Below are 16639 nucleotides of genomic sequence, written 5' to 3' on the forward strand. Positions count from 1 at the left end.
CCGCCCTCCCGCGGCGGATCGGCACGGCCGCACCCCGCCGACCGGTACGCGGATCCCGGCAGTCGTCCGGACCGGACGACTGCCGGGACCTGACATGACCGCGGCGGCCCGCCCGTCCTTACGGTGAACCCGCATCCGTGGAGCACCCGGGAGGGGGACATGGCGGGGAAACACCGGCGGAGGAAACCGTGGCTGCGGTGGCGGCCGGTCTGGGACGAGCGGCTCACGACTCCCCGGCAGGACTGGCCCACAGCCCGCCTCTGGGGCATACGCGTCTGCCTCGCCCTCGTCGGCGCGGCGATGGCGCTGCTGGGGGTCTGCCTCGCGGCCCTCGGGGCGGTCGGCCTCACCGTGCTCGCCGGGGCCGCGGGCACACCGGGGACGCTGGAGGTGGCCGAGTGCGGGGAGAGGCATGAGGGCAGGGGCGGCACTTACGAGTGGTGCACGGGTCGCTTTGTCCCCGACGGGGGCGGGGCGGTCGACGAGGACGCCGAGGTGAACGTGGGCGGCGTCCGTACCGGGGACGTCCTCGCCGTCCGTCGCACTCCCCACGGCGACCACCTGTTGCCGGGCCCCGCCGTCGTCGGCGAGCTCGTGGTCCTGATTCTCGCCGGGGCGGTCGGCGGGATCGTTCCCGGTGCGGGGGCCGTCCGGCGGGCCGTCCGGGTGGGGTTCCAGGACCAGTGGCTGCCCTACCGGGAGCGGGAGGGGGCCGGAGGAGCAGCGGCCTGACGGAGGTCCGGACGGGGGAACGTGACGTCTTCGGCGGCGGGGAAGGGCCGGCCCGGGCCGCTGCGCGCAGCGCGGACCGCCCGGGAGACGGGCCGGGCGTATCACATCGCGGAAAACTACGTGGGTCGTACATCTTCCTTTCGTAAGGTGGAGGCATGACCCGTGCCGCCCTGCCCCCGATCGCCGCCCGCGCCGCCTCCGTCGGCTCCTCGCCCGTGCGCGACATCCTGGCGCTCACCGCCCGCCCCGAGGTGGTCTCGTTCGCGGGCGGCCTGCCCGCGCCCGAACTGTTCGACGCCGAGGGCATCAGGGCCGCCTACGACCGCGTCCTGGCCGAGGCCCCGGCACGGGCCCTGCAGTACTCGACCACCGAGGGCGACCCGCAACTGCGCGCGGCCGTGGCGGCCCGGCTGAGCGGGCGCGGCCTGCCCACCGCCGCCGGCGACCTGCTCGTCACCACCGGCTCCCAGCAGGCGCTCACCCTGGTCGCCCACACGCTCCTGGAACCCGGGGACACGGTGCTCGTCGAGGACCCCGGCTACCTCGCCTCGCTCCAGTGCTTCGCCGCCGCGGGCGCACGGGTGGTCCCGGTGCCTACCGACGACGACGGCCTCGAACCGGCGGCCCTGGAGGAGATCGCGGCCCGGGAACGCCCCAAGCTGCTCTACCTCGTGCCGACCTTCCAGAACCCCACCGGCCGCACGCTCCCCGCCGCTCGCCGCCGGGCGGTCGCAAAGGCCGCCGCCCGGCACGGCTTCCGGATCGTCGAGGACGACCCGTACGGCGAACTGCGCTACGACGGCGAGCCCGTGCCGTGGATCGCCGCGCTGCCGGAGGCGTCGGACCGCACGGTCCTGCTCGGCTCGTTCTCCAAGATCATGGCCCCGGGGCTGCGGCTCGGCTTCCTGCGGGCCCCCGCCGGGCTGCTCCGGGCCTGCGCGGTCGCCAAGCAGTCGGCCGACCTGCACACCTCGACCGTCGACCAGGCCGCCGCCGCCCGCTACCTGCGCGACCGGGACCTCGACGCGCACGTGGCGCGCGTCCGCACCGCCTACCGCGAGCGCCGCGACGCGCTGCTCGACGGCCTGCCGGACGCCCTGCCGCCCGGCAGCCGCTGGAACCGGCCGGAGGGCGGCATGTTCGTCTGGGTGCGGCTCCCCGACGGCCACGACGCGACACGGCTGCTGCCGGCCGCGGTCGCCCACGACGTGGCGTACGTGCCGGGCGCCCCCTTCTACGCCGGCGAACCGGACCCGGCGACCCTGCGCATGTCCTTCACCGCACACCCGCCGGAGGAGATCCGCGAGGGCCTGCGCCGCCTGGCGAAGGCGTTCGCCGAAGGGCCCTCGGAGGACTGACCGGCCGGGACGGTGACGGAACGGGCCGGGGGAGCGGGGGGAAACACGGAGGCGGTGCGGCGGGGCGATCGGCTGCCCGTGCCGGCGGCCCGCGAACGTGACCGTCCGCGGGACCGTCCCTGCGCCCACCGGCCGGGAGGCGCGGCGCCGGCCCCGCGGGAGCGTGACGTGCTTCGCGGAACCGTGACGTGCCCCGCGGGAGCGTGACGTGCGCCGCGCACGCGGGAGCCCCCGCCGACGCACGGCGGGGGCCTCCCGCCCCGGGTGCGGCCGCCCCGGCGTCAGGAGCCGCCGGACTCCGGCTCGTGGAGGGTGATCGCCCCGGAGGGGCAGAGACCGGCGGCCGTCCGCGCGGCCGCGCGACGGGCGGTGGACGGCTCGGTGCGCAGCAGGAGCACGCGGCCGTCGTCGGGGTCCTGGTCGAAGACCTCGGGGGCGGTCAGAGCGCACATCCCGGCGCCGATGCAGCGCTCACGGTCGACGCGCAGGCGCGTCGGCCTCATGCGTCCTCCTCGCCCCAGGCGACCGGCAGGCTCTTCACCCCGTAGATGTCCGCGGTCTCCGGGCGCAGGCCGACCTCTTCGGCCGGCACGGCCAGGCGCAGCGTGGGGAAGCGGTCGATCAGCGCGCGGAACGCGACCCGCATCTCCACGCGGGCCAGTTGCTGACCCAGGCACTGGTGGATGCCGTGGCCGAAGGCCAGGTGCCCGCCCTGCCGCCTCCGGAGGTCGAGCACGTGGGGATCGGCGAAGCGCTCGGGGTCGCGGTTGGCGGTGTTGTACGACAGGACGACCGTCGTGCCGGCCTCGATGGTCCGGCCGTCCAGCTCGACGTCCACCAGTGCCGTCCGCATGAACGTCTTGGCGACGCTCAGGTACCGCAGCAGTTCCTCCACGGCCCCGTCGACGAGCGCGGGATCGGCGCGCAGCGCGGCCAGTTGCCCCGGGTTCTGCAGCAGGGCGAAGGTGCCGAGGGCGAGCATGTTCGCGGTGGTGTCGAACCCGGCCGCCAGCAGGATCAGGCTGATCCCCTTCAGCTCCTCGTCGGTCAGATCGCTGTGGGTGAGGTCGCTGAGCACGTCGTCGGTGGGGTTCGCGCGCTTGGCGGCCACCAAGTCCGCGAGGTACTCCTGGGTCGCGGTGTAGGCCGCGATCAGCTCCTCCTCGCCCGTCTCCCCGCCGAGGAACGTCTCGATCTGCTCCTGGAAGGAGCCCCGGTCCCCGTACGGCACGCCGAGGAGCTCGCAGATGACGATGGCGGGGACGGGCCTGGCGAACGCGGTCACCAGGTCCGTCGGCGGCCCGGCCTCCTCCATGGCGTCCAGGCAGTCCGCGGTGACCTGCTCGACGCGCTCTGTGAGCAGGCGCATCCGCCGCACGGTGAACCTGCCCGCCAGGGGTTTGCGGTAGCGCCCGTGCTGCGGCTCGTCCATGAGGAGGAACTCGCCGGGCGGGGCCGGAGGAAGCTCGTGGTCGACCACGTTCAGGAGCTCTTTGCGCGAGCTGAACCGCGGGTCGGCCAGGACCGACCTGACGAGGTCGTACCCGGTGATCAGCCAGCCGGGCTTTCCGCCGGGGTGGGTGAAGCGGCTGACGGGGCCGTGCCGGCGGGCGTCGAGCAGCTCGGCCGGAGGGTCGAAGGGGCAGCCGGGCCGACGCGCCGTCGGCAGCGTCGTGACGGCGTGGAGGGATTCACCCATGGCCATTCCTCGTCTCGCGGCAGCATCTGTTTAACATATTTCGAAAGCTACGGTGCATTCATAATTTCGTCAATTGACTTCATGTTGTTTTCCCAGTTCAAGGGCGTTAAATTGATGCAATGGCGCTGGGTGCGAATGCAATAGTTCGTTGCAATGGATGACGACGAAGGCAATACTGGAGGCATGCCAGGAGGACGATTGACCCAGCAGGAGCGCCGGCGCATCGCGGCCGGACTCGCCGAGGGGCTCCCCTATGCCGAGATCGCCCGGCGGCTCGGCCGGCCGACCTCGACGGTCAGCCGGGAGGTCGGACGCAACGGCGGCCCCGGCGGCTACCGGCCCCAGCAGGCGCACCAGGAGACGCTCCGGCGGGCGCGGCGCGGCACACCGGCGCCCCCGCGCGCGGCCGGAACGCCGGACGGTGCGACGGGCGGTGCGACGGAGACGGAGGAGGAGATCGTCGAACTGGCGGTCAGGTCGGGGATGCCGAGGATGACGGCGCGCGTGCACGTCGCCCTGCTGCTGTCCGAGGACGGCAGCTGCACCGCGGCCGAGTTGACCCGCAGGCTGAAGGTCAGCCCGGCCTCCGTCTCCGTGGCCGTGAACTTCCTGGTCCAGCAGGGGTATGTCCGGCGCGAGCGCGATCCGCGGCGGCGCCGCGACATCTACGTGATCGACGACGACGCCTGGTACCACTCGATCGTGGTCAGCTCGCGGCAGACGCTCGACTCGGCGCGGGCCGCGATCACGGCGGCGGAGGAGTTCGGGCCCGACAGCCCCGTGGGGCAGCGGCTGGCCAGGGCGGGGACCTTCCTGGAGCGGGTCGTCCTGGACATGAGGGCGTCGGCCGACCGCTGGCGCACCCTCCTGGCGTGACGGCCCCCGTGTCCCTACCCCCCGGACGAAGGCGTGAACGACGGCGTGCACACGCGCAACGCGGGCAGGGGCGCGGCACTGGACCGGGAGAAGCCCCCGCCGCGGGAGGACGGGGACGGGCACCGGTGACGCCGCGGCCCTCGCCGGACCCGTCGCGCCCTCGCCGGACCCGTCGCGCCCTCGTCGGCGCGGAGTGGCCGACGAGGACGCGGTGTGCGCGGGGTGCGGGTCAGACGCGGCCGGCGAAGTCCGGGGGCCAGTCGTTCAGGTTCTGCTCCACGACGCCCTTGGAGGGGTTGGCGGCGTCGATGTACTTGCCGCCCCCGACGTAGACGGCGACGTGGTACGCGCTGCCCTGTCCGCCCCAGAAGATCAGGTCGCCGGGCTGGAGGGAGCCCAGCGGGACGGGGGTGACGGCGGAGGACTGGGCCTGCGAGGTGCGCGGCAGGTTGACGCCGACGGTCCGGTAGGCGGCCTGGACGAGGCCGGAGCAGTCGTAGGCGCCGGGGCCGGTGGCGCCCATGACGTAGGCCTTGCCGAGCTGGGCGCGCAGGAAGCCGAGGACGCCCGAGCCGGTGCCGGGCGAGGAGGCGGTGGCCAGGTCGGCGCGCCCGGAGCTGCGGGAGGCGGCGGCCTCGGCGGCGCGTTCGGCGGCGGCCTTGCGGGCCTCCTCCGCCTTGCGCTTCTCCTCGGCCTTCTTGAAGGCGGCGGCCTCCTCGCGGGCGGCCCGGTCGGCCTCCTGCGCGGCCGCGTCGGTCTCCAGGTCCTGCGCGGTGCGGGCGGTGGCCTCTGCCGCCCGGTACAGGCCGGTGGAGTCGAGGTCGATGACCGGGACGGAGGTGGGGGTGGTGTCGGGGGCCTCGGAGGCCTCCCCGACCACGGGCAGGGAGCCGGTGGAGGCGAGGGCGGAGGTGGGGGCGAGCACCGTGCTCAGTGCGAGCGTGCCGATGGCACCGCCGGCGACGCGGGGACGGGTACGCGCGCGCCGGCGGGACCTATGGGACTCGGCGGTCGGCAGGCCATGACGTGAAGACATGGCCATCTGCCTACCAGGAAAAAAGACTTGATGACAAAAAGAGTGGGATCTGCCACATGGACGCTCTGCATGTGCATTGCCCGGATTGAGTGACCTTCTGCAGGTCAGGCCGGGGGCGGCTCACGGAACCGGATCCGCACCGGATTCCGAGCCGGGACGGCAGCGGGAGATCCGCCGGACCGTCAGCAGTCCGCCCTTCAGGGCCCCGTGGCGCCTCAGCGCGACGACCCCGTACTGGGAGCAAGTGGGCGAAAAGCGGCAACGCGCCCCGTACCTGGGGCTGATGCGGAGCTGGTAGTAGCGGACGGCGGCGTGCAGCCGGCCCGCCAGGGGGCCGGTGGGCGCGCCGGGCTCGTGCCGGACCCGGCGGACCGTCCGGCCGAGGCCGAGCGCGGAGAGCGCCAGGGCGGCCAGCACGCGGAGCGAGAAGAGGCCGATCAGGCAGGGGTTGTCGCAACCGCACCCGTCGCACCCGTCGCAGCCGCTGCTCTTGTTGCGGTTTCCTCCGCCGCAGCCGCAGTTGCCGTCCGAGGACGACGACTTCCCGCCGCCGGACCCGGACCCGGAGCCGGACCCGGACCCGGACCCGCCGGAACTGGAGCCGGACCCGCCGGTCCGGTCGAGCAGTGCCTCCGCGGGGTCCTGGGCCTCCTCCGCCGCATCCAGTGCGTTCTCGCGCCGTTCCTTCCGGCGCCGGCGCTCCTCCTCCCGCCGGCGCCGCTGCTCCTCGGACTCGCCGCGGTCTCCCCCCGGATGCCCGGTCATGATCGTTCCCCCTCGTGCGCGGTTTCACGGACTGCCCGGAGCGACAGCCGTGCCCGCTCGGTATCACAACATCATCCGCAGATCCAATTTGTTGTGAAACATATTTCCTTGATAAAGGGACCACCGTTTTGACCTGCGGCGATGCGACTGCTTGTGACGTTTGGTGATCATGCGCGCACTTCTTGTATGAAGATCATTGCTCATGTGGCTTCATGATCGTTCGTCAGGTGTCGGAGATCACAAATATGGTGGTGCACCCGTGTCGCAGATCACAGAGCGAGGGGCATAGGATGCAGGCGGCTCGGGCTTGTGAACTGCCTCACATGTGCACGATCTTCGTGACGCGCGGGGCACGCCCGGGTGCGGACCGTCATGCAGTCATCGTCGACTGGAAGGAGCCGGGACGGTGAACGCCTACGCGCCCATCCTCGTGCTCGGAGGCCTCGGTGCCGGATTCGCGGTGTTCTCCGTGGTGATGGCGACGCTCGTCGGCCCCAAACGGTACAACCGGGCCAAGCTGGAGGCCTACGAGTGCGGCATCGAGCCGACGCCCCAGCCGGCCGGCGGAGGCCGTTTCCCGATCAAGTACTACCTGACGGCGATGCTCTTCATCGTCTTCGACATCGAGATCGTCTTCCTCTACCCCTGGGCCGTCTCCTTCGACGCCCTGGGGCTCTTCGGGCTCGTGGAGATGCTCCTCTTCGTGCTCACCGTCTTCGTCGCCTACGCCTACGTGTGGCGCCGCGGCGGTCTGGAATGGGACTAGGGGCGTGAACAGCTGATGGGTATCGAAGAGAAGCTGCCGAGCGGTTTCCTGCTGACCACCGTGGAACAGGCGGCGGGCTGGGTGCGCAAGTCCTCGGTCTTCCCCGCCACCTTCGGACTGGCCTGCTGCGCCATCGAGATGATGACCACCGGCGCCGGCCGCTACGACCTGGCGCGCTTCGGCATGGAGGTCTTCCGCGGCTCGCCGCGCCAGGCCGACCTGATGATCGTGGCCGGGCGGGTGAGCCAGAAGATGGCCCCGGTCCTGCGCCAGGTCTACGACCAGATGCCGAACCCCAAGTGGGTCATCTCCATGGGCGTGTGCGCCTCCTCGGGCGGCATGTTCAACAACTACGCGATCGTGCAGGGCGTCGACCACATCGTGCCGGTCGACATCTACCTCCCCGGCTGCCCGCCGCGTCCCGAGATGCTGCTGGACGCGATCCTCAAGCTCCACCGGAAGATCCAGGACACCAAGCTCGGGGTCAACCAGCAGGAGGCGGCCCGCGAGGCGGAGGAAGCGGCCCTCAAGGCCCTGCCCACCATCGAGATGAAGGGGCTCCTGAGGTGAGCGAGAGCAACGGGGTCAACCCCGACGAGGAGCTCAACGCCTCCAACCTCCCCGGGCAGCGCGGCGACGGCGGCGAGGTCGTCGACGTGCGCCGCGGCATGTTCGGCGCCCACGACGGCGGGGACACCACCGGCTACGGCGGCCTGGTCCGCCCGATCCGGATGCCCGGCGGGAGCAGCCGCCCCTACGGCGGCTGGTTCGACGAGGTCGCCGACGAGCTCGAGGGAGCCCTGGAGGAGCAGGACCTCCTCCCGGGGAACGCGATCGAGAAGACGGTCGTCGACCGCGGCGAACTGACCTTCCACATCGCCCGCGAGCACCTGGAGCGCGTCGCCCGCACCCTGCGCGACGACCCGGCCCTGCGCTTCGAGCTGTGCACCGGGGTCAGCGGGGTGCACTTCCCCAACGACACCGGCCGCGAACTGCACGCCGTCTACCACCTGCGGTCGATCACCCACAACAGGGTGCTGCGGCTGGAGGTCTCCGTCCCCGACGCCGACCCGCACGTCCCCTCGCTGGTGAAGGTCTACCCGACCAACGACTGGCACGAGCGGGAGACCTACGACTTCTTCGGGATCGTCTTCGACGGCCACCCCGCGCTCACCCGGATCATGATGCCGGACGACTGGTCCGGCCATCCGCAGCGCAAGGACTACCCGCTCGGCGGCATCCCCGTCGAGTACAAGGGCGCCCGGATCCCGGCTCCCGACCAGCGGAGGTCGTACTCGTGAGCAACCACACAGCCCCGCAGCAGGCGGCCGGGCGCGAGACCACCGAGGGCCGCGTCTTCACCGTCACCGGCGGCGACTGGGACGAGCTCGCCGCCGCCGTCGGCAAGGCCGACGACGAGCGGATCATCGTCAACATGGGCCCGCAGCACCCGTCCACCCACGGCGTGCTGCGGCTGATCCTGGAGATCGACGGCGAGAACGTCGTCGAGGCCCGCTGCGGCATCGGCTACCTGCACACCGGTATCGAGAAGAACCTCGAGTACCGCACGTGGACCCAGGGCACCACGCTCGTGACGCGCATGGACTACCTGACGCCGCTGTTCAACGAGACGGCGTACTGCCTGGCGGTCGAGCGGCTCCTGGGCATCGAGGACGACGTCCCGGACCGGGCCAACGTCATCCGCGTCATGATGATGGAGCTCAACCGGATCGCCTCCCACCTGGTGGCCATCGCCACCGGCGGCATGGAGCTGGGCGCCACCACGATCATGATCTACGGCTTCCGGGACCGCGAACTGATCCTGGACGTCTTCGAGCTGATCACCGGCCTGCGGATGAACCACGCCTACATCCGCCCCGGCGGCCTCGCCCAGGACCTGCCCTCCGGCGCCGTCGACCAGATCCGCGAGGCGGTGAAGACCTTCCGCAAGCGGCTCCCGGAGTACGACAAGCTCGCCACCGGCAACCCGATCTTCAAAGCCCGCCTGCAGGACGTCGGCCACCTCGACCTGGCCGGCTGCATGGCCCTGGGCGCCACCGGCCCCATCCTGCGCGCCGCCGGCCTCCCGCACGACCTGCGCAAGGCCCAGCCCTACTGCGGCTACGAGGACTACGAGTTCGAGGTCCCCACCGCCGACACCTGCGACTCCTACGGGCGGTTCCTGGTCCGCCTGGAGGAGATGAGGGAGTCGCTGAGGATCGTCGAGCAGTGCCTGGACCGGCTCGAGCCCGGCCCGGTCATGGTCGCCGACAAGAAGATCGCCTGGCCGGCCCAGCTCGCCCTCGGCCCCGACGGCCTGGGCAACTCCCTCGACCACATCAAGAAGATCATGGGCACCTCCATGGAGGCCCTGATCCACCACTTCAAGCTGGTCACCGAGGGCTTCCGGGTCCCGCCCGGCCAGGTGTACGCGGCCGTGGAGTCGGCCAAGGGGGAACTGGGCGTGCACGCCGTCAGCGACGGCGGCACCCGGCCCTTCCGGGTCCACTTCCGCGACCCGTCCTTCACCAACCTGCAGACCATGGCGGCGATGTGCGAGGGCGGCCAGGTCGCCGACGTCATCGTCGCCGTCGCCAGCATCGACCCCGTGATGGGAGGTGTGGACCGGTGACCGACACGGATCTGGGGATGCCGCAGCTCCCGGCCCCCGACTACCCCGCCGACGTGCGGGCGCGGCTGGACGCCGACGCCGCCGCGATCGTCGCCCGCTACCCCGGCTCCCGCTCCGCGCTGCTGCCGCTGCTGCACCTGGTGCAGTCCGAGGAGGGCCACGTCACCCGCACCGGCATCCGGTTCTGCGCCGAGACCCTCGGCCTGACCACCGCCGAGGTCACCGCGGTCGCCACCTTCTACACCATGTACCGGCGCAGGCCCGGCGGCGACTACCAGGTCGGGGTGTGCACCAACACCCTGTGCGCGGTCATGGGCGGCGACGCCATCCTCGAGACCCTGCAGGAGCACCTGGGCGTCGGCAACGGGGAGACCACCGACGACGGCAAGGTCACCCTCGAGCACATCGAGTGCAACGCGGCCTGCGACTACGCCCCCGTGGTGATGGTCAACTGGGAGTTCTTCGACAACCAGACCCCCGGCTCGGCCAAGCGGCTCGTCGACGACCTGCGCGCCGGCCGGCCCGTCGAACCCACCCGCGGCGCACCGCTGTGCACCTTCAAGGAGACAGCCCGCATCCTGGCCGGCTTCCCCGACGAGCGCCCCGGCGCCGTGGAGGCCACGGGCGGGGCCGGGCCCGCCTCCCTGGCCGGGCTGCGCCTGGCCAAGGGCGAGACAGGGGCCCACCGGGTCGTCCCCCAGCGGGGTGCCGGCGCGCCGGAGGCCGCCCCCCACGACGCACCGCCCCCCGGAGCCCCCGGCGAGGCACCCGCGACCCGTCCGAGCTCGCACGACGCGCCGCGGGCCACCGCCGACTCCGACCCGGCCAACCCCGCGGGACGGTCCCGGACGGCCGGCGGGTCCGGCGGGTCCGGCGGAGAGGAAGGGAAGCGATGACCGTGCAGTCCCCCGAGAAGCTCTTCTCACCCGTCCTGACCGCCTTCTGGGACCAGCCCGAGTCCTGGACCCTGGAGACCTACCGCAAGCACGACGGCTACGAGGGCCTGCGCAAGGCGCTGGCCATGGACCCGGACGACGTGATCGCCCTGGTCAAGGACGCCGGGCTGCGCGGACGAGGCGGCGCCGGCTTCCCCACCGGCATGAAGTGGCAGTTCATCCCGCAGGGCGACGGCAAGCCGCACTACCTCGTCGTCAACGCCGACGAGTCCGAGCCGGGCACCTGCAAGGACATCCCGCTGCTGTTCGCCAACCCGCACAGCCTGCTCGAGGGCATCGCGATCGCCTGCCACGCGATCCGCTCCTCCCACGCCTTCGTCTACCTGCGCGGCGAGGTCGTCCCCGTCCTGCGCCGGCTGCACGAGGCGGTGCGCGAGGCGTACGCGGCCGGGCTGTTCGGCAAGGACGCCCTCGGCCCCGGCAAGGACCTCGAGGTCACCGTCCACGCCGGCGCGGGCGCCTACATCTGCGGCGAGGAGACCGCCCTGCTGGACTCCCTGGAGGGCCGGCGCGGCCAGCCCCGCCTGCGGCCCCCGTTCCCCGCGGTCGAGGGCCTGTACGCCTGCCCGACCGTGGTCAACAACGTGGAGTCCATCGCCTCGGTGCCGGCGATCCTGCACCGCGGCAAGGAGTGGTTCCGCTCCATGGGCAGCGAGAAGTCCCCCGGCTTCACGCTCTACTCCCTCTCCGGCCACGTCGCGGCCCCCGGCCAGTACGAGGCGCCGCTGGGCATCACCCTGCGGCAGCTGCTGGACGCCACCGGCGGCATGCGCCCCGGCCACCGGCTGAAGTTCTGGACCCCCGGCGGCTCCTCCACCCCGCTGTTCACCGCCGAGCACCTCGACGTCCCCCTGGACTACGAGGGCGTGGCCGCCGCCGGCTCCATGCTCGGCACCAAGGCCCTGCAGTGCTTCGACGAGACCACCTGCGTGGTGCGCGCCGTCACCCGCTGGACCGAGTTCTACGCCCACGAGTCCTGCGGCAAGTGCACCCCCTGCCGGGAGGGCACCTACTGGCTCGTCCAGCTGATGCGCGACATCGAGGCCGGCAAGGGCAGGCCGTCCGACCTCGACAAGCTCCTCGACATCGCCGACAACATCAACGGCAAGGCCTTCTGCGCCCTGGGCGACGGCGCGGCCAGCCCCATCTTCTCCTCGCTGAAGCACTTCCGCGACGAGTACGAGGAGCACGTCACCCGAGGCGGCTGCCCCTTCGACCCGGCCCGGTCCACCGTCTGGGCCGACGACCACAACGCCACCGCCACCGAGGGGGTGCTCGCTTAACCATGACCGTCACCACACAGCCCCCCGCCGGAGGGCAGGCGCCGGTACCGCCCGAGGACCTGGTCACCGTCACCATCGACGGCGTCGAGGTCAGCGTGCCCAAGGGAACGCTCGTCATCCGGGCCGCCGAGCTCGTCGGGATCGAGATCCCGCGCTTCTGCGACCACCCGCTGCTCGACCCCGCCGGCGCCTGCCGGCAGTGCATCGTCGAGGTCGAGGGGCAGCGCAAGCCCATGGCCTCGTGCACCATCACCTGCACCGACGGCATGGTGGTGCGCACCCAGCTCACCTCGCCGGTCGCCGAGAAGGCGCAGCGCGGCGTGATGGAGCTGCTGCTCATCAACCACCCGCTGGACTGCCCGGTCTGCGACAAGGGCGGCGAGTGCCCCCTGCAGAACCAGGCCCTCTCCCACGGGCAGGCCGACAGCCGCTTCGACGGCACCAAGCGCACCTACCCCAAGCCGGTGCCGATCTCCACCCAGGTCCTGCTGGACCGCGAACGCTGCGTGCTGTGCGCGCGCTGCACCCGCTTCTCCCAGCAGATCGCCGGCGACCCGTTCATCGACATGGTCGAGCGCGGCGCGCTCCAGCAGATCGGCACCGGGGAGGGCGACCCGTTCCGGTCCTACTTCTCCGGCAACACCATCCAGATCTGCCCGGTCGGCGCCCTGACCTCGGCCGCCTACCGGTTCCGCGCCCGCCCCTTCGACCTGGTCTCCACACCGGGCGTGTGCGAGCACTGCGCCGGCGGCTGCGCCACCCGCACCGACCACCGGCGCGGCAAGGTCATGCGGCGCCTGGCCGCGAACGACCCCCAGGTCAACGAGGAATGGATCTGCGACAAGGGCCGCTTCGCGTTCCGCTACGCGCAGCAGCACGACCGGATCACCGCCCCCCTGGTCCGCGACCCGGCCACCGGCGAGCTGGAACCGGCCTCCTGGCCCGAGGCGCTGGAGCTCGCGGCCCGCGGGCTGACCGGCGCCGTCGGCGGCGCCGCGGTCCTGACCGGCGGCCGGCTCACCCTCGAGGACGCCTACGCCTACGCCAAGTTCGCCCGCGTCGTCCTGCGCACCAACGACGTCGACTTCCGCGCCCGGGCGCACAGCGCCGAGGAGGCCGACTTCCTCGCCGCCCGCGTCGCCGGCCGCGGCGTCGGGATCGACGGGCAGGGCGTGACCTTCACCGACCTGGAGAACGCCCCCGCCGTCCTCCTCGTCGGGCTGGAGGCCGAGGAGGAGGCCCCCGGCGTCTTCCTGCGCCTGCGCAAGGCTCACCGGAAGAAGCGGCAGGCCGCCTTCGCGATCGCACCCTTCGCCACCCGGGGCCTGACCAAGGCCGGCGGCACCCTGCTGCCCGCCGCCCCCGGCACCGAGCCCGAGTGGCTGGACGCCCTCGCCTCCGGCTTCGGCCTGGAGGGCGAGGGGGTCCGGGCCCACGAGGCGCTGCACGCCGGCGGCGCGGTCGTCCTGGTCGGGGAGCGGCTCGCCGCCGTCCCCGGCGCGCTCACCGCCGTGCTGCGGTTCGCCACCGCCTCCGGCGCGCGGATCGCCTGGATCCCCCGCCGCGCCGGGGAGCGCGGCGCCGTCGAGGCCGGCGCCCTGCCCGGCCTGCTGCCCGGCGGCCGCCCGGCCACCGACCCGCAGGCCCGCGCCGAGACCGCCGCGGCCTGGGGGATCGGCGCACTGCCGGTGCGCACCGGCCGCGACACCGGCCAGATCCTCGACGCCGCCGCCCGCGGCGAGGTGGGCGCGCTGCTCGTCGGCGGCGTCGACCCCGACGACCTGCCGGACCCGGCCCGGGCCCTGGAGGCACTGGAGTCGGTCGGCTTCCTGGTCAGCCTGGAGCAGCGGCCCTCGGCCGTCACGGAGCGCGCCGACGTCGTCCTGCCGGTCGCCGCGGTCGCCGAGAAGCCCGGCACCTTCCTCAACTGGGAGGGCCGCCCCCGCCCGTTCGAGGCCGCGCTCGGGCCCGACCGGTCACCCGGCCGGTACGTCCAGCCCGACCTGCGGGTGCTCGACATGCTCGCCGACGCGGCCGACGCCCACCTGGGCCTGCCCGACACCGACGCCGCCCGCCGGGAGCTGGAACGCCTCGGCGCCTGGACGGGCGGCCGCTGCGCCGACCCGTCCGAGCAGACCCGCCCCGTGCCGCGCCCCGCCAAGGGCGAGGCGGTCCTCGCCGGCCACCGGCTGCTGCTGGACGACGGCCGGCTCCAGGACGGCGACCCGCACCTGGCCGGCACCCGCCACCCGGCGGTGGTCCGGCTCTCCGCCGCCACCGCCGCGGAGAACGGGCTGGCCGACGGCGCGCCGGTGCGCGTCACCGGGCCCGCCGGCGGGGCCGTGCGGCTGCCGCTGGAGGTCACGCCGATGCCGGACCGGGTGGTCTGGCTGCCCCTGCGCTCCACCGGGCGCGGGGCCGCGGCCGAACTCGGCGTCCTGCCCGGCCAGGTGGTCCGCCTCACCGCCGACACCGCCGACACCGCCGACACCGCCGACACCGGCACCGCCGGCACCGGCACCGTCACCACCGCCCCGGAGGTGCAGGCATGAACACCCTCGCCGCCGACCTTTCGCTGTTCGGCCGCGACCCCTGGTGGCTCGTGGCCGTCAAGGCGGTCTTCGTCTTCGCCTTCCTGATGCTGACGGTCCTGTTCTCCATCGTGTGGGAGCGCAAGGTCGTCGCCTGGATGCAGCTGCGCATCGGCCCCAACCGGCACGGCCCCTGGGGCATGCTCCAGTCGCTCGCCGACGGCGTGAAGCTGATGCTCAAGGAGGACGTGGTCGTCAAGGGCGCCGACAAGGCGGTCTACGTCCTGGCGCCGATCGTCGCCGCGATCCCCGCCTTCATGGCCTTCGCCGTCATCCCGTTCGGCCCGGCCGGCCACGAGGTGTCGATCTTCGGCACCCGCACCACGATGCAGCTCACCGACCTGCCGGTGGGCATCCTGTACATCCTGGCCACCGCCTCGGTCGGCATCTACGGCATCGTGCTGGCCGGCTGGTCCTCCGGGTCCACCTACCCGCTGCTGGGCGGCCTGCGCTCCACCGCGCAGATGATCTCCTACGAGATCGCGATGGGCCTGTCCTTCGCCGCCGTCTTCCTCTACTCCGGCTCGATGTCCACCTCGGCCATCGTGGAGTCGCAGACCGACCGCTGGTACGTGCTGCTGCTTCCGGTGTCCTTCCTGGTCTACATCGTCGCCATGGTCGGCGAGACCAACCGGGCGCCCTTCGACCTCCCCGAGGCCGAGGGCGAGCTGGTCGGCGGCTTCAACACCGAGTACTCGTCGATCAAGTTCGCGATGTTCATGCTCGCCGAGTACGTCAACATGGTCACCGTCTCCGCGGTGGCCGTCACCCTCTTCCTCGGCGGCTGGCGGGCCCCCTGGCCGATCAGCGGGGTGTGGGAGGGCGCCAACCACGGCTGGTGGCCGATGCTGTGGTTCACCCTCAAGCTCCACCTGCTGCTGTTCTTCTTCATCTGGCTGCGCGGCACGCTCCCGCGCATGCGCTACGACCAGTTCATGAAGCTGGGGTGGAAGGTCCTCATCCCGGTCTCCATGGTCTGGCTGATGCTGGTCGCCACCGTGCGGGCCCTGCGCAACGCGAACCACGCCCTGCCGACCGTCGCCTTCTACGTCCTCGGGGGAGCGGCCGCGGTGCTGCTGCTCGCCGCCGTCGTGGACGTCTTCCGCGACCGGGCGGAGAAGCGGGCCGAGGCGGAGCGCGGAGCCGGACCGGAGCCGGAGTTCGATCCGATGGCCGGCGGCTTCCCCGTGCCGCCGCTGCCCGGGCAGAGCCTGCCACCGGTGCCCCGCCGGCGGTCCCGTTCGGAGCGGCAGCTGGTCGGCACGGCCGGCGACGCCGACACCACCGAAGGCAAGGAGAGCGACGATGCCTGAGTTCCTCGACCCGGTCGCGGGCTTCGGCGTGACCTTCAAGGCCATGTTCAAGAAGCGGCTGACCGAGCAGTACCCGGAGGAGAAGAAGCCCACCGCGCCCCGCTTCCACGGGCGCCACCAGCTCAACCGGCACCCCGACGGGCTGGAGAAGTGCGTCGGCTGCGAACTGTGCGCCTGGGCCTGCCCGGCGGACGCCATCTACGTCGAGGGCGCCGACAACACCGACGAGGAGCGCTACTCGCCCGGTGAGCGCTACGGCCGCGTCTACCAGATCAACTACCTGCGCTGCATCCTGTGCGGGCTGTGCGTCGAGGCCTGCCCGACCCGCGCGCTGACCATGACCAACGAGTACGAACTGGCCGACCGCACCCGCGAGTCGCTCATCTACACCAAGGAGGAGCTGCTCGTCGGCCTGGAGGACGGCATGGTCGCCGCGCCGCACGCGATGCACCCCGGCACCGACGAGACCGACTACTACCGGGGCCTGGTCACCGCGGCCGCCCCCGGCACGGTCACCCAGCCGCGCACCACGGGCGGGGAGCCCGAGGCCGAGGACGACGCCGTCGCCGCCCCGGTCCGCCCCGGAGCCGACGCGGAGGTGCACAAGTGAGCGCCCTCGCCACGGCCCACCT

Annotated in this window: 16 protein-coding genes; 12 read left to right on the forward strand and 4 right to left on the reverse strand. The window is 72.8% G+C overall.

From position 1 onward, the window contains the following. The first annotated feature begins 159 nt into the window (after positions 1 to 159). Positions 160 to 732 carry a hypothetical protein gene (locus tag GQS52_RS14595; protein WP_182313855.1) on the forward strand — a complete coding sequence of 191 codons (573 nt, stop codon included), beginning with the start codon at positions 160 to 162 and terminating at the stop codon, positions 730 to 732. A 155-nt stretch (positions 733 to 887) separates the two neighbouring features. Beyond that, positions 888 to 2090 (forward strand): PLP-dependent aminotransferase family protein, encoded by a 1203-nt coding sequence (locus tag GQS52_RS14600; protein WP_182313856.1) that lies wholly within the window; start codon positions 888 to 890, stop codon positions 2088 to 2090. Positions 2091 to 2371: 281 nt separating this feature from the next. On the opposite strand, the gene GQS52_RS14605 is transcribed toward GQS52_RS14600, so the two are convergent. Together GQS52_RS14605 and GQS52_RS14610 are read right to left on the reverse strand one after the other, a co-directional pair. Next, a complete protein-coding gene (locus GQS52_RS14605; RefSeq protein WP_182313857.1) occupies positions 2372 to 2593 on the reverse strand; it encodes a ferredoxin in 222 nt (73 codons plus the stop codon). Beyond that, positions 2590 to 3789 (reverse strand): cytochrome P450, encoded by a 1200-nt coding sequence (locus GQS52_RS14610; RefSeq protein WP_182313858.1) that lies wholly within the window; start codon positions 3787 to 3789, stop codon positions 2590 to 2592. Before GQS52_RS14610 ends, GQS52_RS14605 begins: the two co-directional genes overlap by 4 nt. A 198-nt stretch (positions 3790 to 3987) precedes the next feature. Here GQS52_RS14610 and GQS52_RS14615 point away from each other — a divergent pair, with 198 nt between their 5' ends. Beyond that, entirely contained in the window at positions 3988 to 4665 is a 678-nt protein-coding gene (locus GQS52_RS14615) for a helix-turn-helix domain-containing protein (protein ID WP_346268242.1), read from the forward strand. 229 nt (positions 4666 to 4894) lie between these two features. Here the strand turns inward: GQS52_RS14615 and GQS52_RS14620 are convergent, their stop codons facing one another. Beyond that, positions 4895 to 5701, reverse strand: coding sequence for a C40 family peptidase (locus GQS52_RS14620; RefSeq protein ID WP_182313860.1), 807 nt, complete (start codon positions 5699 to 5701; stop codon positions 4895 to 4897). A gap of 120 nt (positions 5702 to 5821) precedes the next feature. Next, positions 5822 to 6466 (reverse strand): membrane protein insertion efficiency factor YidD, encoded by a 645-nt coding sequence (yidD, locus tag GQS52_RS27080; protein ID WP_220472768.1) that lies wholly within the window; start codon positions 6464 to 6466, stop codon positions 5822 to 5824. 406 nt (positions 6467 to 6872) lie between these two features. On the opposite strand from yidD, the gene GQS52_RS14630 reads away from it, so the two are divergent. The 9 genes from GQS52_RS14630 to nuoI are packed head-to-tail and all read left to right on the forward strand — an operon-like array spanning position 6873 to position 16617. Beyond that, positions 6873 to 7232, forward strand: coding sequence for an NADH-quinone oxidoreductase subunit A (locus GQS52_RS14630; RefSeq protein ID WP_182313861.1), 360 nt, complete (start codon positions 6873 to 6875; stop codon positions 7230 to 7232). A gap of 15 nt (positions 7233 to 7247) precedes the next feature. Continuing rightward, entirely contained in the window at positions 7248 to 7802 is a 555-nt protein-coding gene (locus tag GQS52_RS14635; RefSeq protein ID WP_182313862.1) for an NADH-quinone oxidoreductase subunit B, read from the forward strand. Continuing rightward, positions 7799 to 8533, forward strand: a complete 735-nt coding sequence (locus GQS52_RS14640) for an NADH-quinone oxidoreductase subunit C (RefSeq protein ID WP_182313863.1) — start codon at positions 7799 to 7801, stop codon at positions 8531 to 8533. The genes GQS52_RS14635 and GQS52_RS14640 overlap by 4 nt, the downstream gene beginning before the upstream one ends. Further along, on the forward strand, positions 8530 to 9864 hold the full coding sequence (locus GQS52_RS14645; RefSeq protein ID WP_182313864.1) for an NADH-quinone oxidoreductase subunit D: 1335 nt from the start codon (positions 8530 to 8532) through the stop codon (positions 9862 to 9864). The genes GQS52_RS14640 and GQS52_RS14645 overlap by 4 nt, the downstream gene beginning before the upstream one ends. Positions 9865 to 9881: 17 nt before the next feature. After that, positions 9882 to 10760, forward strand: coding sequence for an NADH-quinone oxidoreductase subunit NuoE (gene nuoE / locus GQS52_RS14650; RefSeq protein ID WP_182316456.1), 879 nt, complete (start codon positions 9882 to 9884; stop codon positions 10758 to 10760). After that, a complete protein-coding gene (gene nuoF / locus GQS52_RS14655) occupies positions 10757 to 12103 on the forward strand; it encodes an NADH-quinone oxidoreductase subunit NuoF (RefSeq protein ID WP_182313865.1) in 1347 nt (448 codons plus the stop codon). Before nuoE ends, nuoF begins: the two co-directional genes overlap by 4 nt. A gap of 2 nt (positions 12104 to 12105) precedes the next feature. After that, complete coding sequence (locus GQS52_RS14660; RefSeq protein ID WP_182313866.1) at positions 12106 to 14655, forward strand: NADH-quinone oxidoreductase subunit G; 2550 nt, start codon at positions 12106 to 12108, stop codon at positions 14653 to 14655. Continuing rightward, a complete protein-coding gene (nuoH, locus tag GQS52_RS14665; RefSeq protein ID WP_182313867.1) occupies positions 14652 to 16007 on the forward strand; it encodes an NADH-quinone oxidoreductase subunit NuoH in 1356 nt (451 codons plus the stop codon). The genes GQS52_RS14660 and nuoH overlap by 4 nt, the downstream gene beginning before the upstream one ends. Then, positions 16000 to 16617: an NADH-quinone oxidoreductase subunit NuoI gene (nuoI, locus tag GQS52_RS14670; RefSeq protein ID WP_182313868.1), complete on the forward strand. Its 618-nt coding sequence runs from the start codon at positions 16000 to 16002 to the stop codon at positions 16615 to 16617. Before nuoH ends, nuoI begins: the two co-directional genes overlap by 8 nt. Positions 16618 to 16639 lie beyond the last annotated feature (22 nt).

Origin of the sequence: Streptomyces sp. SCUT-3 (assembly GCF_014083985.1) — a bacterium.
Taxonomy (GTDB): domain Bacteria; phylum Actinomycetota; class Actinomycetes; order Streptomycetales; family Streptomycetaceae; genus Streptomyces_H; species Streptomyces_H thermolineatus.